Genomic DNA, 23,695 nt, shown 5'->3' on the forward strand with positions numbered 1-23,695 from the left:
CGGATCACAGTTTGCCTTCGTCCTCGAAGACTTCCGTCCAGTCTTCGATCAGAAGGTCCAGCGCTTCCTGCGCAGTGCCCTGATCGGCAACGACATAGTCATGGATGCGCTTTTGCATCGCCAGTAGCAGTTCGGCGTAGGCTGGCTCTTGCCAGAAGTCCTGAACGCCTGCCATCGCTTCCAGAAAATCACCTGCAAACGGCTGGCTGTCCACGAAACCCGGGTCTTCCAGTACCGAGTTGTGCGCGGAATATCCGCCCAGCTCCCACCACTTTGCCTGTACTTCGGGTTGTGAGAACCACTTGATGTAATCCAGCGCCGCATCCTGCTTGTCGGAATAGCTGACGACTGAAATCCCCTGACCGCCCAGTGTCGAGCCGGCCTGATTTTGCGGCGGGTTCACAAAGAAGTCGATCTTGTCACCACCCGTATTCGGATCGGCATAGAGACCGGGGAAGAACGCGAACCAGTTCATCGCCATCGCAACCTGGCCGGATTTGAAGGCATCCAGGCTTTCACCCATATACGAGTTCGTATAGCCCGGAGGTGTCGCGGTCTTGTAGAATTCCTTGTAGAATTCCAACGCCTCAACTGCTTCGGGGGAATTCACGGCCCCTTCCATATCATAAGAGCCCGGAGTGTTCTCGTACTTGAACCCCCAAGGATACAGCGCACCGGTCACTCCCATCGTGATCCCTTCCGAACCACGCTCGGTAAAGATCGCCGCACCGTACACCGTCTTTCCGTCAATTTCGCGGCCCTGGAAGAACTGAGCGATCTGCAACAGTTCTTTCTGTGACTGCGGCTCTCTCAGGTCTTGCCCGGTGGCATCCTTGTAGGCTGCCTGAATTTCGGGATTCTCGAACCAGTCCTTGCGATAGAACCAACCATTCGCGTCGCCCATCGCAGGCAGTGCGTAATAGTTCGGTGTGCCCTTCGGCCATGTCGAATACGCATAGACGGTCGCAGGCGCGAAGTCGTCCATGCTGATGCCTTCCGCATCGAAGAAATCGTTCAGCTTCACGTAGTGGCCGTTTTCAGCACCACCGCCGATCCACTGGCTGTCTCCGATCAGCAGGTCGCAGAGCTTGCCCCCCGAGTTCAGCTCGTTCAGCATCCGATCTGCAAAATTCGGCCACGGCACAAACTCGAAGTTCATTGTGTGACCTGATTCCGCTTCAAATTCCTTGGACAGTTCGACAAGCGCGTTTGCCGGATCCCATGCCGCCCAACACAGCGTCAGATCTTCGGCCTTTGCCGTTGTCGAAAGAGTAGTAGCGGCTAAGACTAATGCGCTGGCAGAGGCCAGTTTTGTGTAAGTCATCCATTCCTCCCTTTTTTCGCCGTCAATCGAGGATGTGCGAATCGCGGCATACCCCCAAGGCTATTTGAGGTGCGTACCTCAAGTCTAGATTTTTTTGAGGTTCGTACCTCATTTTGCCCTCATAACTCACCAAATTCTCCGCAACACATTGAAAATAAATCACTTCATTTGTTGAAATAAATTTCACGCACCTGGTCGAAAACACATAAGCGGCAGTCGTCCGACAGAGTTTTCGACTGGTTTCACTGGCCAGAAAGCAACTTCGCCCTCAAGAAATAAGAAAGGCTCTGAACGACAGCTTTCTCAGTAGCGCGCCCCAAAGAAAACGCTGCTTGTCGGTCGCCCAAGAGGAACCGCGCTGAAACTCTGGGCCACGCTTCACCCTGTGAAGCGGCATTGAGCACCACTGCGCAAAGCAGGCCGGGTTTAGACCGTTGACTTGGCGGCAAACACTCTATCATATTCAAAAATTTAAAAGTTTTCTGAACCACGTAATCGGGAGGGATGGATGCGGTTCCTTAAGTTCGGCCTATTCTTGTCACTGGTATTTTCTGGTCCTGCTCTTGCGCAGGACGCAGCGCCCGAACAGACGCTTTTCACCAATGTGCATGTCTTCGATGGCGTGAATGAACAGCGGATTGAAAACGCGAGCGTTCTGGTTGAAGGGAACCTGATCAAAGCTGTCTCGACCTCACAGATAGACGCGCCCAATGCGACCGTGATCGACGGTGAGGGCCGCACCCTGACGCCGGGATTCATCGAAACGCACGCGCATCTGATGCTGATGGGGCCAAGCATTCCCGCGATGGAAGCCAACGCAACGTGGGAGGATTTCGGCATCCACGGCACACGTATGGCCGAGATGTACCTGATGCAGGGCTTCACAACGGTACGCGACGCCGGGGGCGCGAATGGAGGGCTGCGCCGGGCCATCGATTCAGGGCAAATACTTGGCCCGCGTTACTATCCCTCGGGTGCGTTTCTGGGAACGCGGGGCGGGCATGCGGATTTTGCCAGCTTTACCTCTCCGCCCGGCGCGTCGACAAATTTTGGTCGCCTGAACATGGCGCAGGAAGTTGACAGCGTTGCCGACGTTCAGAAATTTGGCCGCAACAACTTTCGGATGGGCGCGACGCAGTTGAAATACATGCAATCGGGCGGCGTTGTGTCTGCCTTTGATCCGTGGCAACTGCTGGCTGGATCGCCCGGCCGCCGTGCAGGTTGCCAGTGAATACGGCAGTTACGTCATGGCGCATTCCTACCGGAAAGAGGCGATCATGAATGCGCTCAACGCGGGCGTCAAAAGCATCGAACACGGGTTTTCTTTCGATTGCGAGATCGCCGCACTGATGAACGAGAAAGGTGCTTACATCACGACCAATCTGACCGCGTTCGACCCCGGCTTGTTGGAAATTCCGGCTGTCGCCAGCGTGCCGTCCAGTCTTGCCAAGGCCAAGTCTGCGTCTGAGACCTTTGCTGGCTATATCGACAACATGAAGGAATGCCCTGTCAAACGCGGGTTTCAAACCGACTGTGTCGGCTCGGTCGACGCCTGCAATATCCAGATCGCTTATGAAAAGAAGCTCAACAACGATTTCTTCGGCCCCTTCGTGTCCATGACAACACTGACCTCGACGGGTGGTGAGATCGTTGCCTTGTCGGGCGACTTCATGAACCCCTACCCTGCGGGCAAATTGGGTGTGATCGAAGAAGGCGCTTATGCCGACATCCTGCTGATCGACGGCAACCCGCTAGAGGATTTTTCCGTGGTTGGCACCGGTGATCAGTGGTTCGGTGCTGATCCACGCCCCGAAAGCCCCGAGACCATTCGCCTGATCATGAAAGACGGGGTGATCTACAAGAATACGTTGGAGTGACGCTTGCCTATCCGCTGGCCCGAGTGGTTCGGGATGATCAGATTGCTCGGCGCGTCACTGGCGCTCATGGCTTGCGGCACAGCAGCCTTGGCGCAAGGATTGTCCGGGCCGTCCTCCGTAGGGGCAGAGCTTGAGCCCGGTGACGGGCTGACTGACCCGCAATACCGATCCGACTTTCCACGCAATATCGCGCCGAACTGGTTTGCGTGGAAGGACCGCCTTGCCGAGAATGGCTTTCGGTTTAACATCGACTATCTCGCACTTGGGCAGACAACGAATGCTGATCTGGGCGAGGCCGAAGCCGCCGGTGGCATCGCCCGATTTTATGGGAGCTGGCAAGCAAGCGAACTTGGGTCGCTGACCTTCAAGATCGAAGATCGCCACAGTTATACCGACGTCGCACCGCAGTTTCTGGGACTGGACGGAGGCGCGTTGTCCATCACTGGCACTGCGTTCAACGATAGCGGGCTTCTGCTGACCAATCTCTTTTGGACCCAGCGCGCCGAGAGCGGGGCATGGACCTTGCAGGTCGGGCAAATCGACGTGACGGATTTCGTTGATATCTACGGGCTGGTCAGCCCCTACAGCGGTTTTCAAAATCTTGCCTTTAACACAAACCCCACGATCAACACCCCCAATCAGGGGCTTGGGATCGCCGGAGGGCTTAAACTCAGCAGTAACCTTTACGCGGTGGCCAGCATCGCCGACGCCAACGCGGACCCGTCCGACCCTGATTTCGACGTATTCAGCGACGGCAATCTCTTTAAGTCGTTGGAACTGGGCTATACATCTGCCTTTGATCGTATCTACTTTGACAATGTCCACCTGACCCTTTGGCACGCAGACGCCGCAGAGGACGGAAGCCGCGCCGAAGACTACGGTGCCGCCTTTTCCGCAGCCTGGTTCGTTGGCAACACGTGGATGCCGTTCTTTCGCGCAGGTGCCTCTAAGGGAACGGCGGCTTTGTACGACCGTTCCGTCTCGACCGGAATCGGGTATAATGGGCGCAACACGGACCTTGCCGGTCTGGGCCTGAACTGGGCCGAGGCGCGCGGCATCGACGGAGATCAGTTCACGCTCGAAGCGTTCTATCGGTTCTCGATTTCGCCGGGCCTGCAAATCACGCCGTCCGCCCAATTCATCTCCAACCCGCTGCTTAATCCCGATCAGGACAGCATCGCGCTGTTCAGTCTTCGCACGCGCATTGTATTCTGACGCCCGCCCCTTCCCAAAGGAGTATCCTGATGAACACGCTGATAGCCGCCGGAATTTTGGCTCAGCCATTCGGTGCTTCTGCGTTTGCAAGTGAGGAAAACAAAACCTAGGACGCCTCCGATGAGGCAGAGATTCCGCGACCTGTTCCATTCGCGCTGACGTCGGGCACGGCACGCTGGACTAAAACATACCAATCGGCAGGAGATTTGAAATGCTGATAATCCTCGCAATTTACTTCGGGCTTATCTGGCTTGTCTTCTTCAAGTTCAAACTGCTTCCCTGGACGCGGTCCAGCAAGATCACCTCGGCCTTGGTTGGGTTGCTGATCTGTCTGTATGTCGTCGCGCAGTTGAACACCAAGACACCTTCGGGCCGGATCGCGGTCATGGGTATTGTGGTCGAAATCGCCCCTTCGGTGAACGGAGTGGTGGTGGATGTCCCGGTCGTGGCCAACCAGACCGTCACCGCCGGAGAGGTCCTGTTCCAAATTGACCCGGCCCCGTATCAACTTGTCGTGGCAGAAGCCGAAGCAGAGGTTGAGATCGCGACACTCACCTTGAACAGACAACAGTCCGCCTTTGAGAAAAACCCGGGGCTTTCGATCTCGCAACAGGATCTGGACGAAAGCCGCGCCATTCTCGAAGCTGCCGAGGCCCGCCTAGAAATAGCGCGGCTGGACCTGTCTGACACAACCGTCCGTGCTCCGCAGGAAGGGATCGTCACCGCGGTGAACCTGTCCCCCGGCGATCAAGTCCGATCAACAGGGTCCGTCATGCCCTTTATCGAGACCGGATCACTGAGGCTGGTTGGGGTATTCCGTCAAAACGGGTCCGCTGTGCTTGAGGCAGGAATGCCTGCCGAACTGGTTCTTGACGCGGTGCCCGGCGCGATCATGAAATCTGGCATCTCGGTTGTTTCCCCCGGCACCGCAGGGGGCCAAATCCCGGTAAGCTCTGACCTGCTTTCCGCAGCTTCCGTGGGATCCGCGTCTGAGGTTCTTGTCATGCTGGATTGGCCCAATGATCTTCCTGAGCACGCCGCGCAGCTTGGCATGGTCGGGTCGGCAACGGTCTATAGCCCAGATGCCGGGCCATTCGCGATTCTCGCCAAAATCCTCATAAGACTCCGTGCTTTGGTAGCGTATATTTGATCTCAGTCGCCTCAAGACAGGTAAACGGGTTTGGTGTTTGACCTCAAAGACCTTGGGTCGCGGCAAAGTCCAACATTGGACTATCGCGCGTTACATCCTGCAATAGGTTCGTCCCCGCTCCCATGACCTTTACCACAAGTTTTTCAGCGTTCGGGAAGCGGTCAAAATAGGCAAAACGAATATGCTGGACCGCATCAATGTTTCTGCAATTTATCGCATAGTCCGCACGAAAACCTTGGCCAACGGCGCCATTTTCAGCTTGATCAGCCATCGCACCGCGCCCCAAGCCGGCACCCGCAAGCGTCACATTGGCAGAAGTCGCAACACATCCGGCCTCGCGCGGGGTTTGAAACAGGTCGAACGGTCTGGAGAGGTTTGAAACCGCGATGGCCACTTTGGACCTGTGGTCCGTGGTTACGTCTTGGTCACCGAAAATGTCGGACCCTGAGACAGTTAGGGACAGTGAGAATTGCGCCCCGGAAATGGCGATATCCAAATGGTTGGCCTCTGCCTGGGCAATCATCTCTGGCAGGGTTTCGGCGATGGCGACTACGGGAAACAAGACCAAAGCAACCAAAGAGCATCTAATCTTCACAGCTACACCTTGAACGAAATACGTTGATTTATTTAAATTTTTTGTGAACAAGGCACAATCGCAAGGAAGACGTTTCTGCCCCACCAGATATGGGGAGGCAGAAAACGTTCAGGGCGCGAAGCCGCCACTATGAAACTTCGGTTGACAATGTTGACCATTTCACTCAGTTAATAGTCAGCCAGCCCATGCCAGCGCGCCAATCTCCATTTCTGAATCGAAAGACCTGACCCAGATGATCAGAGTTATTACCTTGGCCAGCGTGCTTGCGCTGACCGCTGCAAACGCGCTTGCCGCAGACGAATCCCCTTCCCGGTCGGAAATCCTGACGACCTACGCCGACATTGCCCAGGCAAAATACGAAGATAGCCTGATCGCCGCCAAGACGCTTGGGGCCGCCATAGACGTTTTGATCGCCGATCCGTCGGACGCAACATTGAACGCCGCCCGAGCCGCGTGGATTGCCGCGCGCGTGCCATACCAGCAGACCGAGGTTTACCGCTTTGGCAACGCTGTCGTCGATGACTGGGAAGGCAAGGTTAACGCGTGGCCGTTGGACGAAGGGCTGATCGACTATGTCGATGCGTCCTACGGCGGCGCAAACGACGAAAACGCGTTCGCTGCCCTGAACGTCATTGCCAATCCCAGCTTCGACCTTTCAGGCAAAACCATTGACGCCAGCGAGATCACCCCGGCCCTTCTAAGCGACACCCTGCACGAAGCGGATGGGATCGAGGCCAATGTTGCAACCGGTTATCACGCCATTGAGTTTCTGTTGTGGGGCCAGGATCTGAACGGCCACGGTTCTGGCGCAGGAAACCGTCCTTTCACGGACTACGTGCAGGGCGACGCGTGCACAGGGGACAATTGCGACCGTCGCGCGCAATACCTGAGTGCGGCAACGGACCTGCTGGTCAGTGATCTGGCGTGGATGGCAGAGCAATGGAAAGAAGGCGGCGCGGCACGTGCGGCTTTGACAGCCAACGAAACCGCCGGGATCAGCGCAATCCTCACCGGGATGGGTTCACTTTCCTATGGGGAACAAGCCGGAGAGCGGATGCGTCTCGGCTTGATGCTGAATGACCCCGAGGAAGAGCACGATTGCTTCTCGGACAATACTCACAACAGCCACTACTATGACGGGCTGGGCATCCAGAATGTCTATCTGGGAGGCTATACCCGCATTGATGGCACTCCGGTCGGCGGCGCGTCTCTCTCTGATCTGCTGAGCGAGACAAACCCAGAGCTGGATGCCGAAATGAAGGTCAAATTGGCCAATACGATGCAGGCTCTGGGACGTCTGAAGGCGACGGCTGAGTCCGGGTTCGCATATGACCAAATGCTGGAACGTGGCAACAAAGGCGGAGAGCAGCTGATCATGGCGGGCGTAAATGGGCTGATTGATCAGACAAAAACGATTGAACGCATTGTGGCGACTCTGAAACTGGACCAAGTCGCGTTTGAAGGCTCGGATAGTTTGGACAACCCGGAGGCCGTCTTTCAGTAAGGTCGTCCGGTGCCGGAGCGCGGAACGTTTCGCGCTTCGGCACCGCTTGGCCAAGTGAAAACGCAACTTGCGGCTGGACCCGCGCTGAATAACCGACTAATTAAGTAAGAAATCAAAAGATCGGCGAGTCGTCATGATCGTATGTCATTGTACAAACATAACCGACCACGACATCCGCGCCGCGATCGACTGGATGCGGTCGTCTGACGAACAGGCAATCATCACCCCTGGCAAGATTTACCATGCCCTTGGAAAGTCAGCGGATTGTGGTGGCTGTATGCCGCTTTTCCTAGACATGATGCGTGCCAGCGATAATCTGGAAGTCCCCATGCAGCTTCGTGCGTTGCGCACAGAAGGAACACAGGAGAGTGTAGATGAAGGGCGATCCCAAGGTAATCGAGTATCTCAACAAGTCCCTGCGGCATGAATTAACGGCGGTCAGTCAATATTGGCTGCACTACCGGCTGCAAGAGGATTGGGGTCTTGGCCATATGGCCAAGAAAAGCCGCGAAGAAAGCATCGAGGAGATGGGCCACGCAGACAAGTTGATCGAGCGGATCATCTTTCTGGAGGGCCACCCCAACCTGCAAAAACTGGACCCGTTGAGGATCGGTCAAAACCCCAAGGAAACATTGGAATGCGATCTGGCCGCCGAAAACGATGCTCGGGCTTTGTACGTTGAGGCGCGTGAATACTGCCGCGAGGCTGGCGATTATGCGTCCATGTCTCTGTTCGAGGAAATGATCCGCGACGAGGAGAGCCACATCGACTTCCTCGAAACGCAGCTTGATCTGTATGAAAGGATTGGCGAAGCCAATTATGCGCAACTCAACGCATCGAAAATGGACGAAGGCGAATAGGCTTTCTCTTGCGGTGGCGGTCGTTTTTGCGGCCGCGCCGTCCCTGTCAGCCGAGCTGCAGGACTTGCACCTAAACTTCCAACCCCGAACTCAGGACGAACAAGCCCGGATTGCAAGCGTCACAGCGGCACCCGAGCGTTTCGACGCGCCACAGCGGTTCGAGGAACTGCCCGCCGGGGCCGCAACTGTCCGCCTGCGCGCGGACCAGGACGCGTTCTCGCAACCCTCGGGCAACCTAAAGTTCGAGCAAGAGCTGGACTTCAGGGTCGGCAACGGGCTGTTCAAAAAGATCTGGGTTTCGTCTCCGTCTTCCACGCTGGCTTCTGATGGCTTGGGGCCGCTTTACAATGCGCGCTCCTGTCAACGCTGCCACATAAAGGACGGGCGCGGCCACGCACCGAACGGGCCAGCGGACAACGCTGTTTCGATGTTCCTGCGTGTTTCGGTTCCCGGCGGGAACACAGTGGACGAGATCAAGGACTATATCGCCACCTCGCCTGAACCGAACTACGGCGGTCAGTTGCAGGATCTGTCCCTGCCGGGTCATCCGGCGGAATACCGATTGGACATTACGTACCGGGACGTTCCAGTCACGCTATCGGGCGGAGAGGTCGCTACGCTGCGCCACCCGGTCTACAAAGCTGCTGACCTGGGATATGGCCCACTACACCCCCAGGCGATGATCAGCCCGCGCGTTGCTCCGCAAATGATCGGGATGGGGCTGCTCGAGGCGATCCCGGTCGCCGATCTACTGTCGAAAGCAGACCCCGATGACACCGATGGTGACGGAATATCGGGACGGCCAAATATTGTCTGGTCCGTAGAATATGGCGAGCCGATGATGGGCCGCTTTGGTCACAAGGCTGGCTTACCGACCATCATGGAGCAATCAGCAGCAGCTTTTGCGGGCGACATCGGCATCTCAAGCCCGCTGTACCCCGCGAACCACGGAGACTGCACCCAGTTACAAGCCGACTGTGTGAACGCCCCTCACGGAGCCTCGGACGACCGCGTGTTTGAAATCGACCAACTGGGCTTGGACCTGGTCGCATTCTACAGTCGCAACCTCGGCGTGCCCGAGCGGCGAGATGCGGACGATCCACAAGTACTGCACGGCAAACGGGTGTTTCATGAAGCAGGCTGCGCCACATGTCACACGCCGTCGCACGTCACCCACCGGATGGAAGATCGACCCGAGCACAGTTTCCAGTTGATTTGGCCCTATACCGACCTGCTGCTGCATGACATGGGCGACGGACTGGCAGACAATCGGCCCGAGGCACGCGCGACAGGTCGTGAGTGGCGCACCCCGCCACTATGGGGGATCGGTTTGACCAGACAGGTCTCGGGGCACACTCAATTTCTTCATGACGGCCGCGCCCGATCTGTGCTGGAGGCGATCCTCTGGCACGGCGGGGAAGCACAACCAGCTCGGGACAGGGTCGTATCGATGCCAAAGGCAGACCGCGCGGCGCTCATTCGATTTCTCGAGAGCCTGTAATGCGCGCGGTCGCGTTGCCCGTGCAGTTGCCCTGAAGGACGTATGCGGTCCGGGCGTCCGCACGCAAGGGTAGCCGGGGCATAATGGGACGCTTGGGGACGGTGCCACGGGCTTTGGCGCGTTAGACCTGTCAATGGGACAATCACCTGATCCCCGTCTGGCACTCCGCGTGAATTCGGCAAACCCCGTCACATAGATTACACTTGGAAGAATCAAGCTGCTGCCGTATTTGGCGGGCGCGAGACCTGCACCCCTACGTTAAGGACTGACTTGATTGAAACAGACGCCCGACGCACCGCATTCCATCTATGGGGTTGATAAATGGGGCAAGGGCCTCATCGAGGTGACAGAGCACGGCGAGATCGGTCTGCGCAACCCGATGTCCCCGCAAACGGCCGCGATCAGCCTGCCCGGAATTCTCAGCGATCTGGACGAACGAGGCATCAAGGCTCCTATGATCCTGCGTATCAGTTCGTATCTGGAAAACGAGATCGCCCATATCAACGACAGTTTCTCAGCGGCCATCGCTCGCACTGGCTACAAGGGTAAATATCGTGGCGTCTTTCCTATCAAGGTGAACCAGCAGGCTCAGGTGATCGACCGGATCGTCGACTTTGGCCAAAAGTACAATTACGGCCTCGAGGCTGGGTCCAAGCCGGAACTGGTCATTGCACTGGCCCATCGACTGGCAAGCGAGGCGCTTATCGTCTGCAACGGCGTAAAGGACACCGAATTTATCCAGCTTGCGATCCTCAGCCGCAAGATCGGCTTCAACACGGTTATCGTCCTGGAAAGCCCCAAAGAAGCCGACACCGTCATCGCGGCATATAATGAGCTTGGCATAGAACCCCTGATTGGCGTTCGTGTGAAACTGACCAACCAGATCAGCGGCAAGTGGGAAGAGAGTTCCGGCGACCGTTCCGCCTTTGGCATGAATACCGATCAACTGGTGGCTGTCGTTGACAAGCTCAAAGCGGCTGGCTTGCTGCATTGCCTCAAACTGCAGCACTCGCATCTCGGCTCGCAGGTTCAGGACGTCAACGATGTGCGCCGCGCCGTCGGAGAAGCGTGCCGATACTACACCGAGCTCACGCGTGAAGGCGTTCCGTTGACCCACCTGGATCTGGGCGGTGGCATGGGTGTGGATTACACGGGCGAAAAGAAGGCCGCCGAGAACTCGATCAACTACACGGTCGAGGAATACTGCGCCAACGTGGTGGAAACCGTCGCCTACGCGATGGACGAAGCCGCAGTCGCCCATCCGACACTGGTAACCGAAAGCGGCCGGGCTGTGGTCGCGACGTCCTCGATGTTGGTGTTCAACGTACTGGAAAGCACATTGTACGATGCACCAAACTGTCCTGAAGTCGAACAGGACGACCACCATCTCGTGGCTGACCTCGCTGCGGTGCACGGCTATCTCAGCAAAGACCGCCTTCAGGAATGTTGGAACGACGCCACTTTCTACCGCAACGAGTTGCGCGCTCTTTTCAGACGCGGTTATGTCGACCTGCGCCAGATGGCCCGTGCGGAACGCATCTACCTTTCCCTGATGGCCCGCCTCAAGGCACTGGCTGCAAGTGACACTCTGGAAACGGATGTCGACGACCAGCTTGAGAAAGTGGCTGATATTTACCACTGCAATTTCTCATTGTTTCAGTCGTTGCCCGATGTCTGGGCAATCGACCAGCTGCACCCGATCGTCCCGCTGCAAGGCTTGAACGAAACACCCGACCGCCGCGCAGTCCTGTCGGACATCACCTGCGACAGCGATGGCAAGATCGACCGGTTCATTCTGGCCGATGGAGTATCTCCCAGCTTGCCCGTGCATTCCCTACCCGCGAATGACGAGTATTTCATGGGGGTATTCTTCGTCGGTGCCTATCAAGAGACGCTGGGCGATCTGCACAACCTGTTCGGAGACACCAACGTCGTCACCATCGACCTGCGACCTGACGGCGGCTTCGACCTGCTGCACGAACAAGAAGGCGACACGATCTCAGAAGTATTGTCCTATGTGGAATTCGACCCGACCGATTGCGTCGCCGCCTTCCGCAAAATGGTGGACGAGGCGATCTCGACCGGTACTCTGAAAGCCAAAGACCGCAAAACCCTCATGAGCGCCTATCGCGACTCGATCAACGGCTACACTTATTACGAATAAAAAGGAGACGACCCCATGGGCAAAACACTGGTTGTCGGCGCTGGCGGCGTATCCCACGCTGCGGTGCACAAGATGGCAATGAATTCGGACATCTTCACCGAAATCACTCTGGCCAGCCGCACGAAATCGAAATGCGACGCCATCGCCAAATCGGTGAAAGAACGCGTAGGCGTTGAGATCAAAACCGCCGAACTGGACGCCTATAAGGTCGCGGACACGGTCAAGCTGATCAAGGACACCGGCGCCGAAATTCTCGTGAACCTCGCACTGCCCTATCAGGATCTGGTGCTGATGGATGCTTGCCTTGAGGCCGGCATCCACTATCTCGACACCGCGAACTACGAGCCCGAGGATGAGGCCAAGTTTGAATACCACTGGCAATGGGCCTACCAGGAGCGGTTCAAAGCGGCCGGCCTAACCGCCATCCTCGGCTCTGGCTTCGATCCGGGCGTGACCAGCGTGTTTGCCAAGTGGCTCAAGAAACACAAGCTGGACACGATCCGCCAGATCGACGTCCTGGACGCCAATGGCGGCAGCAACGATCAGGAATTCGCCACCAACTTCAACCCCGAGATTAACCTGCGCGAAGTGCTGGCCGAAGTGCGCCACTGGGAAGGTGGCGAGTGGAAACACTCCCCCGCCATGACCCATAAGGTCGAGTTCGACTTCCCCGCCATCGGCCCCAAGAACATGTACCTGATGTATCACGAGGAACTGGAATCGCTCAGCACCCACTTTCCCGAGATCGAGCGCGCCCGCTTCTGGATGACCTTCGGCGACGCCTACATCACCCACGCCAAAGTGCTGGAAAATGTCGGCATGACCCGCATCGACCCGGTGATGCATGACGGCAAGGAAGTCATCCCGATCCAGTTCCTGAAAACCCTGCTGCCCGATCCCGGCGACCTAGGCGCAGAAACCAAGGGCAAAGCCTGCATCGGCGACATTGCCACGGGCCAGGCCAAAGACGGCTCGGGCGAAAAAACCTTCTACATCTACAACATTTGCGACCATGAGGAATGCTATGCCGAGGTCGGCAGCCAAGCCGTCAGCTACACGACCGGCGTCCCCGCCATGATCGGCGCGGCACAAGTGCTGAAAGGCAACTGGACCGAACCGGGTGTATGGAACATGGAACAGCTCGACCCGGACGACTTCATGGACATGCTGAACACCCACGGCCTGCCGTGGCAAGTCCACGAACTCGACGGCCCGGTCGAATTCTGATCCGAATTCTTCATCTGGCCAAAAATATCCCGGGGGGTCCGGGGGGCTGGCCCCCCGGCCTCTCCACAATCGGAGACGCCTGATATGTCCGACATGATGACCACACAGGCCGGCGACGCCGGAGCGTTTCGCAATTTCGATCTGAGCCGCGTGCCCACCCCGTGTTTCGTAGTTGACGAAAAGGCGGTTGAGCGGAACCTGCGTATCCTCTCCGATGTTGGCACCCGCTCCGGCGCACATGTCCTCTCCGCGCTCAAGGCGTTCTCCATGTTCTCGCTCGCTCCGCTGGTGCGCCGGCACCTCGGCGGCACTTGCGCCAGCGGTATCTACGAGGCGCGTCTGGGCCGCGAGGAATATGGCGGCGAGGTTGCAACCTTCTGCGCCGGCTACAAAGACTCTGACATCGACGAAATCCTTGCGCTCTCCGACCACGTCATCTTCAACTCGCCTGCACAAAAAGACCGGTTCCTCGCCAAGGTCCAAGCCGCCAAGGTTCAGGTCGGCCTGCGCATCAACCCGGAACATTCCGAGGGCGAGATTCCCAAATACGATCCCTGCGCGCCCTGCTCACGCCTCGGCACCCCTGTCAGCCAACTGACTGCCCAGACCTTGAAAGGCGTAGACGGATTGCACATGCACACGCTCTGCGAACAGGGGTTCGAGCCCCTGCAACGCACGTGGGAGGCGGTCGAGCCGAAACTCAAGCCCTTCATAAGTCAGTTAAAATGGCTGAACTTCGGTGGCGGCCATCACATCACCCGCGACGATTACGACCGCGAGGGGTTGGTGGAGTTCATCAAGACCATCCGCGAAACCTACAACGTCGATGTCTACCTTGAGCCCGGAGAGGCCGTCGCGCTGGACGCGGGCATTCTGGTGGGCGAAATCCTCGATCTGCCGACCAACGGGATGACCCTTGCGATCACCGATATCTCGGCCACCTGTCACATGCCTGACGTTATCGAAGCCCCCTATCGCCCCGCCTTGATGGACGAGGCCGACACAGGCCACACCTATCGTCTGGGCGGGCCGTCCTGTCTGGCCGGTGACGTGATCGGCGACTATATATGGGACAAACCGCTGGAGATCGGCCAGCGGTTCGCCTTCCTCGATCAGGCGCACTACTCGATGGTCAAAACCAACACGTTCAACGGCGTGCCCCTGCCGACCATCGCGCTGTGGAACAGCGAAACGGACGAGCTGACAATCATCAAACAGTTCGGCTATGACGACTTTAAGGACCGCCTCTCATGAGCATTTTCCTCGACAGCGAACTATCCGCGTCTGAGCGCACCGAAGACGCCCGTTTCCGCGTGATCCCGGTGCCACTGGAGCGAACCGTTTCCTACGGCTCGGGCACCGCCAAAGGCCCCGAAGCCATTATCGAAGCCAGCAACGAGCTGGAGCGCATCACCGGCCACGCCGAACCTTGTGTCGAAGGCATCTACACCGAAGACCCACTGGACTGCGACGGCCCCCTGCCTGAGGTTATGGAACGCCTCGCCCAACGTACCGAGGCCGCCATTCACGCGGGCAAGGTACCGGTCACACTGGGCGGTGAGCATTCGCTCAGCTATGGCGCGGTGATGGGCGTGGCGCGGGCGTTAAGCCAACCCATCGGGATCGTGCAGATCGACGCCCATGCCGACCTGCGCAACGCTTATCAGGGCGAGAAACACTCACATGCTTCGGTCATGCACCTGCTGGCCGAGGAGGGCATCAAACTGGCCCAGTTCGGCGTCCGCGCCTTTTCCACCGAAGAAGCCAAAAGTCGTTTGAAAAACCACGTCTTTCACGTGGATGCCGAGGAACTTGTCACCGGCAACATCCACGCCGTCGACCTGCCCGACGATTTCCCCGAACTGGTCTATGTCAGCTTTGACGTGGACGGGCTGGACCCCTCGCAAATGCCTGCCACCGGTACACCTGTCCCGGGCGGGCTTGGTTACTACCAAGCCCTGAGGCTGGTCGAACATGCCCTGAAAGGCCGCAGATGTGTGGGCTTCGACGTGGTCGAATTGGCCCCCGATGGCAACGCGGCGTGGGACTTTACCGCCGCGCAAATCGTCTATCGCCTGATGGCGGCCTGTTAACCCTCGGCCGTTTCGTTCAACTCCATGTGACCTTCGCCCCTGTTCAACACGCGGCGCAACATCGGCTCGAAGAACTCCAGCGGTTTGGTCGGATAGTCCGGGTCGAACGCCTTTTGGTCGTATTCGTGGCAGAAATAACGGCAATCCTCCCAGTGAGGGCTGTCGCGATACTTGTCGCGCGCGTTGCGGTCGCCGCCAAGATGGTGGTTGTAGTAATAGCCCTGAAACACGCAGTGATGTTTCAGTATCCAATAGGTCTTTTCGCTGACATAGGGTTTCATCATCGCCGCTGACAACTCACCATGGTTGTAGGGCGACAGGATATCGCCGGTGTCGTGGATCAGGGCGGCAACCACCAGTTCCTCATCCGCGCCATCCTCGAAAGCACGGGTCGCGGCCTGCAAGCTGTGCTGATAGCGGTTGACCGGATAGGGCGTCCAGTCCTCGTCCAGCGACCGGATCGCATCCAGAATACGGTCGGGCAGAGCAGCATTATACGCTTCTTCATATTCCATCACGGCGTCCCAATCCGCCTTGGTCGCCTCCTCGAAACTGGTCCAGGTGGGCTTGTGGCTTTTGTCCAGCATGTCGCGGTCCTTTGACTAACTTTCGCGGGGCAGAATAGCCGAGTGGCGCACTGCAAAAAAATGAATTGATTTTATCAAACTAATCAAAAAATACTTTCGACATGCAAACCAAAGCCCTTGAAACCTTTCTGTGCGTTGCCGAAACAGGTGGCTTTCACGCCGCCGCCCGAAAGCTGAACGTCACACAGACGGCTGTCAGTGCCCGCATCCGGCTGATCGAGGAAGAAACCGGAAAGCCCCTGTTCACACGCGGTGCCGGGGGCACCAGGCTGACGGAATTCGGACGCCAATTCCGGCCCTATGCCGAACAGATGCTATCGCTCTGGTCATTTGCATCCCACGATTTGCCAGCCCAGACACAGAACCGGGTCGCTCTGCGCTTGGGCGCGCAACTCAGCGTTTGGGATCCTTTGCTGGTTGACTTGGCCGTGCGATTTGAACAACGCCTTGGGCAAATTCTGCTGACGCTGAACTATGATCACGATCTCAATATGGTCGACGCCGTGGCAACGCATGTTCTGGACGTGGCGCTGACTCATGAAAAGCCAACCGATGCGCGGGTTGAGCATAAAGAGCTTGTCCCGGAACGGCTGATATTGGTTCAGGCGACGACCAACCTGCACGATCCCGTCTTCGTCAATCTGGAACTGGGAGAGGTCTATCAGGATCACGTGCGGTCGATCGCGCGACAGGCGTCGACCCAATCGGTCTTTTTGGGAAACTGCATGATGGCCCTGCGCTACATCCTCAAAAGAGGCGGAACCGGCTATTTTCCCGAATATCTTGTTGATGAGTACTTACGCGCTGGCGATCTATGCCTCGTGACAGGTTCGCGCGACCTTTTGCTGCCCGTTTACCTGATCGCCCGAAAGAACAGCCCAGCTATGGAAAGTGTACTGGGGTGCGTGACTGACCTAAGAGGTACGGACTAGGCCGCAGACGGCGCTGTTTGGCGTCGGGTGCGAAACAGCGGACGACCTGCGATCAACAGAAATACGCATGAAATCAGGATGCCCAGAATCGCCGGCAGATAGAGCAATATCCACAAATCCGGGTCGTCGATCACGACGGGCGACACAAATCCTCGCACGCCTTCCAGCAAAACCAGAATCGTAAACGCCCCGAATATCTGCGGCCAGAGTCCGAACCTTGAGAAGCTTCCCAGCATCAAAGTGGCATATCCGGCCATCGCGACCGCCACGCATATGGCAATCCACGAAAACCTCTGATGCAGTTCGTCGATCAACTCACCTTCGCGGAATTCTTCTGCAGCGATAATCGCGTCCCGGCCTTGCAGCAGCTCTAGGGTCGGAATGGCTTCGAGACTGCGTTTGTTTATCCGGTTGGCGTTTGTCATCCCTGAGATGTCATAGGACGCATCCTCGAACAGGGTCGATGACAGCGTCCGTCCCTCTTGCGTCAATCGCAGAGCAACCCCGTCCACCATCACGAGGTGTATACCGGCACCGTGATTGACCAGATAGGCAGTTTTGCTTGAGTAGCTGACCGGGTTATCCTCATCCCGACGGTCAGAGACGAACACTTCGTACAGCGTCCCATCCAAGTCGATCCGCCCGATATACACCGTGACACCAGCCGCCGGGTGCATGAATTCACCCTCGTTCAAAAGCTGGGCGGTGACATCGCCCGCTACTTCGGCCTGACGTCGCTCGAGCTGATCAACGGACGCGGGACGAAGGAAGACACTGATCGCAGCCATCATCAGCCCGGTAATCAGCCCGAACAGAAACACGGCGCGGGCCAACCGCCACGGGCTGGACCCGGTGGCCAGCATGACCGTCAACTCGCTTTCCCGACTCAGGCGATTGGTGGCATAGACGGCGGCGGCGAACACCGCCATCGGCATTACGGTTCGGATCAAGGTGGGAAGGGTCAGGGCGGTGAACTCTAGAAACACCATTGCCGACTGCCCGCCGCTGATCACGCGATCAAACAGGCTGACCGACCGGGTGATCCAGAAAACCCCCACCAGAACCAGAGTGAAAAAGCCGAACAGAATCAGCTGTTGCCGCAGGAAATATCCATCGAAGCGCGACATGTGTCTCCATCCGTCTGATCAAGTTCCCGCCGACAGTATTGTATTCGGAAAGCTGTGGAAACCGCGATTGGACACTCCGCCGAATTTTACCTCAATCCGGCAGCAGGTGAATCGTCAGGTAACACAAAAGCTGAAAACCGCCCTGAACCATGTGGTTTTCTTCAAGGTCGAATTTCATGACCGTCTGGTCAGACAGAAAGAACGCCAGCCACAGGCCGATAGACACCACAAAGGCCGTATCAACACGTTTGATCCATAGCCTTTTGTTCTCATAAGGCGTTGCAGCCGCTATCAAAAATAGCAGGGCCGAAATCAAAGCCCAGACAATGATACCGAAAAAAAGGGCGATATCCACGGCCGGAGTCGCTCCGAACTGTTCAAGTGTTTTTTCCAGGAATGGGTAGTTGTGCCCATCGAACCAGGGCGTAGATGTGTACCCCAGCAGCTCGAGGCCACCGATAAAGTCAGTAAGAAAAGCAAAGGCCCACCATACGAACCAGAACGCCACAAGGCTTTGCTTAAAGAAAATACGCATGAATTGCCCCCAAAGCGGCTCAAACTTATCAAGAACGGGGACAACACTACTTGGTTTGCCAAGAATACAGAAATCATGGCCGAAATGCTACGGCTTGAGCAGAGCAGGCTTACCAGAGATTTTGAGAGAAATGGCAGGGGCAGCAGGGTTCGAACCCGCGACCTACGGTTTTGGAGACCGTCGCTCTACCAACTGAGCTATACCCCTAAGGTGCGCCCCAGATATGCCAGCCGCGCGGCGGACTCAAGAGGCTTTTTCAGATTTAGCCACTGTTGTGTATTCCACAAACAAGTTGCGCGCGGCGTTGAGTTCTATAAGACACGTTTTCGCCAACAGAAGGACGCCTGACGTGAACCTCCGCAAGAAAATTGCCGACAGCGAAGCCGTCCTGAACTGGGCCGCACGGCGTATTGCGAGTTATATCCGTATGGTCAACCGCAATACCAAGTGGCAGCGCATCGGGTACGAAGAGTTGGACCAACTGGTCGAGCAGGGCGAACCGGTCATCGTTGTCCTGTGGCATCAGCGACTGACGCAATCGCCCTATTTCTTTCCGTTGGACAAGGGTCGCATCTGTTCGATCACCTCGGCAGCCCGCGCAGGCAGCATGGTAGGCCGGGTACAGAAACTGTTCGGCATGGACACGATTGCCATGTCCAGCCACAAGCGCCACGTCGCCTTATCGCGTGAGGTTCTTGGAAAGATAAAAGAGGGCATCTCGATCGGTATTGCCGCCGATGGCCCGCGTGGGCCTGAACGTGTGTCCTCGACCGTTCCCCTGATCTGGGCGCGCACCTCGGGCAAACGGGTCTTTGGCATCACGTTCTCGGCCAAACACGGCAGCGAGGCCGGAACCTGGGATCGCCTTCTGATGCCACGCCCGTGGCGGAACGAAGGCGTCTTTTTGTGTCGCGAATGGACGGATCCCGTTCCGCGCAAGGCAACAGAAGACCAGATCGAAACGCTGCGCCTCAGCCTTGAGAAACACATGAACGACATAACTGCCGAGGCTGACCGGATGGTCGGGCGCGAGCCGTGGTCGCCGAAGGGCTAACCGCCCCTCAGCCTTTGCATCAGATAGATTTCGCTGCCTTCGGGGATCGGCTCGGTCAGGCCGCTAGCTACAACGCGTCCGTCAATGGCGATGGACACACCGGCATCAATCGGCCCCTGAAGCTGAGGATGTAGCCGCACCAGTTCCTGCAACAGCTCACCCGTGGTTTTGGCGTCGACCTCAACCACCTGCTGGCCCCCGGTCAGAGACCGGAGACCGGACCAGAGGTGGACCTCAACCATTGTCCTTGAGCGCAGCCAGAATGCGTGGCGGCGACATCGGCAGTTGCTTCATCCGCACACCTGCCGCGTGCGATACCGCATTGGCGATAGCGGCCAGAGGCGGCACGATGCCTGTCTCGCCCACTCCGCGCACGCCGAACGGGTGACCGGGGTTGGGGACTTCGACAATCACCGTGTCGATCATGGGCAGGTCACTGGCGACGGGGATACGGTAGTCAAGGAAGATCGAATTCTGCAACCGACCATCCTCGCCATAGACATATTCCTCGTTCAGCGCCCAGCCGATGCCTTGAGCGGCACCGCCTTGGTACTGACCTTCCACATAGGTCGGGTGGATGGCCTTGCCCGCGTCCTGAATGACCGTGTAGCGGGTGATGCTGGTCTTACCCGTTTCCGGGTCAACCTCGGCATCCACAATATGCGTACCGAAGGATACGCCTGCACCTTCAGGCGTTGCCTCGAAATGGCCCGAGATCGGCCCCCCGGTGCTGCCCATATTGGCCGTGATATCAGCCAGCGGCATCGGATCGAAATCTCCGGCATTGGGGCCGGACGGAACAGCGCAGCCGTTTTCCCACTTTACCGCGTCCACCGGGATGCCCCACTTGGCCGCCGCGCGTTCGCTCAGTTTCTCAACCGCATGTCTGGCCGCCTTGATTGTCGCCAGACCCGACGCATAGGTCACGCGGCTGCCATGGCTGACGTCATTATAGCCCAGCGTCGCGGTATCCGCGATTGTCACACGGATGTTTTCATAGGGAATGCCCAGCACCTCGGCCGCCATCAGCGCCATCGACGCGCGCGAGCCGCCAATATCGGGCGTCCCCACCATCAACTGGGCCGAGCCGTCCTCGGACAGGGCCAGAGACACGCTTGTCTCACCACCGTGGTTGAACCAGAACCCGCAGGAAATCCCGCGCCCCTGCCCCGGTTTCAGCGGGGCCGAGTAATGCGGATGCGCCTTGGCCGCTTCCAGTGTTTCAACCAGACCGATCCGCTGATAGCGGGGACCATAGCTGGCCTTGCTCCCTTCATGGGCTGCGTTTTTCAGGCGCACGTCGACCGGGTCCAGACCCAGCTTTTTGCACAGCTCGTCAATCACAGATTCGACGGCAAACGCGCCCATCGGCGCACCCGGCGCGCGGTAGGCCGCCTGCTTCGGACGGTTAGCCATGACGTCATAGCCGATCTGCTTGACGTTGGTCAGGTTGTAAGGCGCAAAGGCGCACATGGCGGTCATGTCGCCGGGCGCACCCGGAAACGCCCCGCCCTGCAAGCGGAAAACACCCTGCGCGGCAGAGATCGTGCCGTCCTTTTTCATCCCGATCTTGATATCCATCGACGCCGAAGAGGTCGGGCCGGTCGCCCGGAACACCTCGGATCGGGTCATCACAACTTTGACCGGCCGGTTGGCCTTGCGGCTGAGCGCCAGCGCGACAGGTTCGATGAATACCGTTGTCTTGCCGCCGAAACCGCCACCAATCTCGGACGCGGTGACGCGCAGTTGCGAGGTTTCGATGCCCAAAAGCGCGGCACAGGTTTTCTGCGCGATCCAGTGGCCCTGAGTCGTGCACCACAATTCACCCTTGCCATCATTGCCCAGCATCCCCAGACAGGCATGCGGTTCGATATAGCCCTGATGGGTCGCCTCGGTGACGAAACTGTCTTCGATCACCAGATCAGCCTCGGCAAACCCGGCCTCGACATCGCCATGGCCGCTTTCGTGATAGCGCACAACGTTCGGATGCATTCCCTCGGGAACAGAATAATCCGCCGCCCCTTCGCGAATGACTGGCGCGTCCGGGGCCATCGCCTTGTCCACGTCAGTGACGTGGGGCAGAACCTCATACTCGACCTCGATCAGTTTCAGCGCGTCGCGCGCCGCCAGAGCAGACGTCGCCGCGACAGCCGCAACCGCGTGACCATCATAGAGCGCCTTTTCACCCGCCATAACGTTTTCCAGCACATTCCAGAATTCGCCTTCCAGACCGGGCTTGAACGGCACCTCGGCGAAATCAGCGCGGGTCACGACAGCTTTGACGTCTTTCAACGCCTCGGCCTTGGACGTGTCGATCTTCACGATCCGCGCATGGGCGTGGGGCGAGCGCAGGATCGCGCCGTGCAACATACCCGGCGCAGACATGTCCGCGCCGAACTTGGCGCGACCCGTCACCTTGTCCAAACCGTCAGGGCGGTTCGGGCGGGTGCCGACAAAGGTGAATTCCGTTTTACGATCGTCCAGAGCCATTACGACGCCTCCCGCAATTCTTCTGCCGTTTCCATGACGGCACGAATGATCTTGTCATAACCGGTGCAGCGGCACAGGTTGCCTGCCAGCCAGTACCGGGTTTCTTCCTCGGTCGGGTTGGGGTTTTTCTCCAGCAGCGACTTGGCCGCCACCAGAATGCCCGGCGTGCAGATGCCGCATTGCAGGGCGGCATGTTCGATGAACTTCTGCTGTAACGGATGCAGGACGTCACCATCGGCGATGCCTTCGACAGTTTCGATCTGCTTGCCCTCGGCCTCAGCCCCCAGCATCAGGCAGGAACAGACCAGACGACCGTCCACCGTGACCGAACACGCGCCGCAATCGCCGGTGCCGCAGCCTTCTTTCGCGCCGGTCAGGTTCAGCTTGTCACGCAGACAATCCAGCAGGGTTTCACGCGGGTCGCACAGAAAATCGACCTCGTCCCCGTTTACGGTGGTGGATACGTAGAGCTTGCTCATGCTTTCTCTCCCTTCGCGCGGGCATAGGCGATTTTGGCGGCGCGCTTGGCCAGAACGCCAGCGACCTCGGTGCGGAATGCGATCGTGCCGCGTTTGTCGTCAATCGGATTGCAGGCGGCCGATGCCGCCGTCGCCAGCGCATCCAGCGCGGCGTCGTCCAGTGTGCTGCCGATGATGGCCTTGGCGCAATCATCAACCAGCAGGACGGTCGGCGCGACCGCGCCCAGTGACACGCGGGCCTCGGTCACGGTGTCGCCGTCCACACGCAGGCTGACGCCAACGCCGACCACGGCGATGTCCATTTCCGTGCGCGGGATGAACCGCAGGTAGGCGTCGCCCGCGTTGTCTCCGCGCGCCGGGATGTTCACGGCTGAGATCACCTCGCCCTTAGCCAGCGACGTCTTGCCGGGGCCGGTGGGGATGTCTTCAACAGCCACTTCGCGCTCACCTTCGGGGCCGGTGACCGTCACTGTCACACCTGCCGCAACCATCGCGGGCACCGAATCCGCTGCCGGAGAGCCGTTGCACAGGTTGCCGGTCAGCGTCGCGCGGCCCTGCACCTGCGTGGACCCGATCAGGTCCATCGCCTCAACCACTCCGGGCCAGTCACGGCCAAGCTCGGGGTGTTCGCTCATTTCGGCACCGGTTGCGGCAACGCCCAGCGTCCAGCTTCCATCGGCGTTGCGGGTGATGTCACTGACACCGTCGATCTTCTTGATGTCGATCAGCCTGTCAGGCGTGACCAGTTCCGAGCGCAACTGCACCAGAACATCTGTTCCACCAGCCAAAAAGCGGGTGACGCCGATGGCTTTTGCGGCCAGAGCCGACGCCTCGGCAAAACTGGCGGGGCTGTGATAATCCATGAAAATACCTCGCACGTGTTGATCAGGGTTCACTGGGGTTCGCAGGGGACGTTAGTGCAGCACTGCCCCCGCGTCCATGGCTGGAACGACCAATTTTCGCGATTCAAAATGTCGTTTC

23 protein-coding genes and 1 tRNA gene are annotated in these 23,695 nt (G+C 58.2%); 14 read left to right on the forward strand and 10 right to left on the reverse strand.

The annotated features are described in order from the left end of the window. Window positions 1–4: 4 nt before the first annotated feature. Window positions 5–1,324, reverse strand: coding sequence for an extracellular solute-binding protein (locus ACR0LH_RS13585; protein WP_170416819.1), 1,320 nt, complete (start codon window positions 1,322–1,324; stop codon window positions 5–7). Between the two features lie 508 nt (window positions 1,325–1,832). Between ACR0LH_RS13585 and ACR0LH_RS13590 the strand changes: the two genes are divergently transcribed. The 4 genes from ACR0LH_RS13590 (at window position 1,833) to ACR0LH_RS13605 (ending at window position 5,566) form a co-directional block, all read left to right on the forward strand. After that, window positions 1,833–2,555 (forward strand): amidohydrolase family protein, encoded by a 723-nt coding sequence (locus ACR0LH_RS13590; RefSeq protein WP_480721373.1) that lies wholly within the window; start codon window positions 1,833–1,835, stop codon window positions 2,553–2,555. 16 nt (window positions 2,556–2,571) lie between these two features. Then, the gene (locus ACR0LH_RS13595; protein ID WP_480721374.1) at window positions 2,572–3,201 is read left to right on the forward strand and encodes an amidohydrolase family protein; all 630 of its coding nucleotides are present in this window, start codon (window positions 2,572–2,574) and stop codon (window positions 3,199–3,201) included. 3 nt (window positions 3,202–3,204) lie between these two features. Then, a complete protein-coding gene (locus ACR0LH_RS13600; protein WP_480721375.1) occupies window positions 3,205–4,416 on the forward strand; it encodes a carbohydrate porin in 1,212 nt (403 codons plus the stop codon). Window positions 4,417–4,627: 211 nt separating this feature from the next. Then, window positions 4,628–5,566: an efflux RND transporter periplasmic adaptor subunit gene (locus ACR0LH_RS13605; protein WP_170697178.1), complete on the forward strand. Its 939-nt coding sequence runs from the start codon at window positions 4,628–4,630 to the stop codon at window positions 5,564–5,566. A 43-nt stretch (window positions 5,567–5,609) separates the two neighbouring features. Here the strand turns inward: ACR0LH_RS13605 and ACR0LH_RS13610 are convergent, their stop codons facing one another. Next, on the reverse strand, window positions 5,610–6,161 hold the full coding sequence (locus ACR0LH_RS13610; protein WP_480721376.1) for a ZrgA family zinc uptake protein: 552 nt from the start codon (window positions 6,159–6,161) through the stop codon (window positions 5,610–5,612). Window positions 6,162–6,393: 232 nt separating this feature from the next. Here ACR0LH_RS13610 and ACR0LH_RS13615 point away from each other — a divergent pair, with 232 nt between their 5' ends. From ACR0LH_RS13615 to speB, 8 genes are all read left to right on the forward strand, one after another. Continuing rightward, the gene (locus ACR0LH_RS13615) at window positions 6,394–7,665 is read left to right on the forward strand and encodes an imelysin family protein (protein WP_480721377.1); all 1,272 of its coding nucleotides are present in this window, start codon (window positions 6,394–6,396) and stop codon (window positions 7,663–7,665) included. A gap of 133 nt (window positions 7,666–7,798) precedes the next feature. Further along, window positions 7,799–8,092, forward strand: coding sequence for a (2Fe-2S)-binding protein (locus ACR0LH_RS13620; protein WP_170485646.1), 294 nt, complete (start codon window positions 7,799–7,801; stop codon window positions 8,090–8,092). Beyond that, on the forward strand, window positions 8,040–8,525 hold the full coding sequence (bfr, locus tag ACR0LH_RS13625; protein WP_480721378.1) for a bacterioferritin: 486 nt from the start codon (window positions 8,040–8,042) through the stop codon (window positions 8,523–8,525). The genes ACR0LH_RS13620 and bfr overlap by 53 nt, the downstream gene beginning before the upstream one ends. Further along, window positions 8,485–10,026, forward strand: a complete 1,542-nt coding sequence (locus ACR0LH_RS13630; RefSeq protein ID WP_480721379.1) for a di-heme oxidoreductase family protein — start codon at window positions 8,485–8,487, stop codon at window positions 10,024–10,026. Before bfr ends, ACR0LH_RS13630 begins: the two co-directional genes overlap by 41 nt. Before the next feature lie 274 nt (window positions 10,027–10,300). Next, entirely contained in the window at window positions 10,301–12,190 is a 1,890-nt protein-coding gene (gene speA, locus ACR0LH_RS13635; protein WP_480721380.1) for a biosynthetic arginine decarboxylase, read from the forward strand. 15 nt (window positions 12,191–12,205) lie between these two features. Beyond that, a complete protein-coding gene (locus ACR0LH_RS13640) occupies window positions 12,206–13,417 on the forward strand; it encodes a saccharopine dehydrogenase family protein (protein WP_480721381.1) in 1,212 nt (403 codons plus the stop codon). A gap of 84 nt (window positions 13,418–13,501) precedes the next feature. Continuing rightward, window positions 13,502–14,671 carry a carboxynorspermidine decarboxylase gene (gene nspC, locus ACR0LH_RS13645; RefSeq protein WP_480721382.1) on the forward strand — a complete coding sequence of 390 codons (1,170 nt, stop codon included), beginning with the start codon at window positions 13,502–13,504 and terminating at the stop codon, window positions 14,669–14,671. Then, window positions 14,668–15,510, forward strand: coding sequence for an agmatinase (speB, locus tag ACR0LH_RS13650; protein ID WP_480721384.1), 843 nt, complete (start codon window positions 14,668–14,670; stop codon window positions 15,508–15,510). The genes nspC and speB overlap by 4 nt, the downstream gene beginning before the upstream one ends. Here speB and ACR0LH_RS13655 read toward each other — a convergent pair. Next, window positions 15,507–16,097 (reverse strand): HD domain-containing protein, encoded by a 591-nt coding sequence (locus tag ACR0LH_RS13655; protein WP_170566411.1) that lies wholly within the window; start codon window positions 16,095–16,097, stop codon window positions 15,507–15,509. The two genes, speB and ACR0LH_RS13655, sit on opposite strands and share 4 nt — an antisense overlap. A gap of 101 nt (window positions 16,098–16,198) precedes the next feature. On the opposite strand from ACR0LH_RS13655, the gene ACR0LH_RS13660 reads away from it, so the two are divergent. Further along, on the forward strand, window positions 16,199–17,029 hold the full coding sequence (locus ACR0LH_RS13660; protein ID WP_480721385.1) for a LysR family transcriptional regulator: 831 nt from the start codon (window positions 16,199–16,201) through the stop codon (window positions 17,027–17,029). On the opposite strand, the gene lptF is transcribed toward ACR0LH_RS13660, so the two are convergent. The 3 genes from lptF to ACR0LH_RS13675 form a co-directional block, all read right to left on the reverse strand. After that, the gene (gene lptF, locus ACR0LH_RS13665) at window positions 17,026–18,156 is read right to left on the reverse strand and encodes an LPS export ABC transporter permease LptF (protein ID WP_480721386.1); all 1,131 of its coding nucleotides are present in this window, start codon (window positions 18,154–18,156) and stop codon (window positions 17,026–17,028) included. The genes ACR0LH_RS13660 and lptF overlap by 4 nt on opposite strands. A gap of 91 nt (window positions 18,157–18,247) precedes the next feature. After that, window positions 18,248–18,691: a hypothetical protein gene (locus ACR0LH_RS13670; protein WP_480721387.1), complete on the reverse strand. Its 444-nt coding sequence runs from the start codon at window positions 18,689–18,691 to the stop codon at window positions 18,248–18,250. A gap of 131 nt (window positions 18,692–18,822) precedes the next feature. Continuing rightward, a tRNA-Trp gene (locus tag ACR0LH_RS13675) sits at window positions 18,823–18,898 on the reverse strand. A 142-nt stretch (window positions 18,899–19,040) separates the two neighbouring features. Here ACR0LH_RS13675 and ACR0LH_RS13680 point away from each other — a divergent pair. After that, window positions 19,041–19,745 (forward strand): DUF374 domain-containing protein, encoded by a 705-nt coding sequence (locus ACR0LH_RS13680; RefSeq protein WP_170804215.1) that lies wholly within the window; start codon window positions 19,041–19,043, stop codon window positions 19,743–19,745. Here the strand turns inward: ACR0LH_RS13680 and ACR0LH_RS13685 are convergent. From ACR0LH_RS13685 to ACR0LH_RS13700, 4 genes are read right to left on the reverse strand one after another with little or no spacing between them, the layout of a single operon-like run. Next, complete coding sequence (locus tag ACR0LH_RS13685) at window positions 19,742–19,987, reverse strand: MoaD/ThiS family protein (RefSeq protein WP_170385336.1); 246 nt, start codon at window positions 19,985–19,987, stop codon at window positions 19,742–19,744. The two genes, ACR0LH_RS13680 and ACR0LH_RS13685, sit on opposite strands and share 4 nt — an antisense overlap. Continuing rightward, window positions 19,980–22,235, reverse strand: a complete 2,256-nt coding sequence (locus tag ACR0LH_RS13690; RefSeq protein WP_170804216.1) for a xanthine dehydrogenase family protein molybdopterin-binding subunit — start codon at window positions 22,233–22,235, stop codon at window positions 19,980–19,982. The genes ACR0LH_RS13685 and ACR0LH_RS13690 overlap by 8 nt, the downstream gene beginning before the upstream one ends. After that, window positions 22,235–22,714 (reverse strand): (2Fe-2S)-binding protein, encoded by a 480-nt coding sequence (locus ACR0LH_RS13695; RefSeq protein ID WP_480721389.1) that lies wholly within the window; start codon window positions 22,712–22,714, stop codon window positions 22,235–22,237. Before ACR0LH_RS13695 ends, ACR0LH_RS13690 begins: the two co-directional genes overlap by 1 nt. Then, window positions 22,711–23,577, reverse strand: a complete 867-nt coding sequence (locus ACR0LH_RS13700) for an FAD binding domain-containing protein (protein ID WP_480721390.1) — start codon at window positions 23,575–23,577, stop codon at window positions 22,711–22,713. Before ACR0LH_RS13700 ends, ACR0LH_RS13695 begins: the two co-directional genes overlap by 4 nt. Between the last annotated feature and the right edge of the window lie 118 nt (window positions 23,578–23,695).

The organism is Ruegeria sp. CL6, from assembly GCF_056536465.1.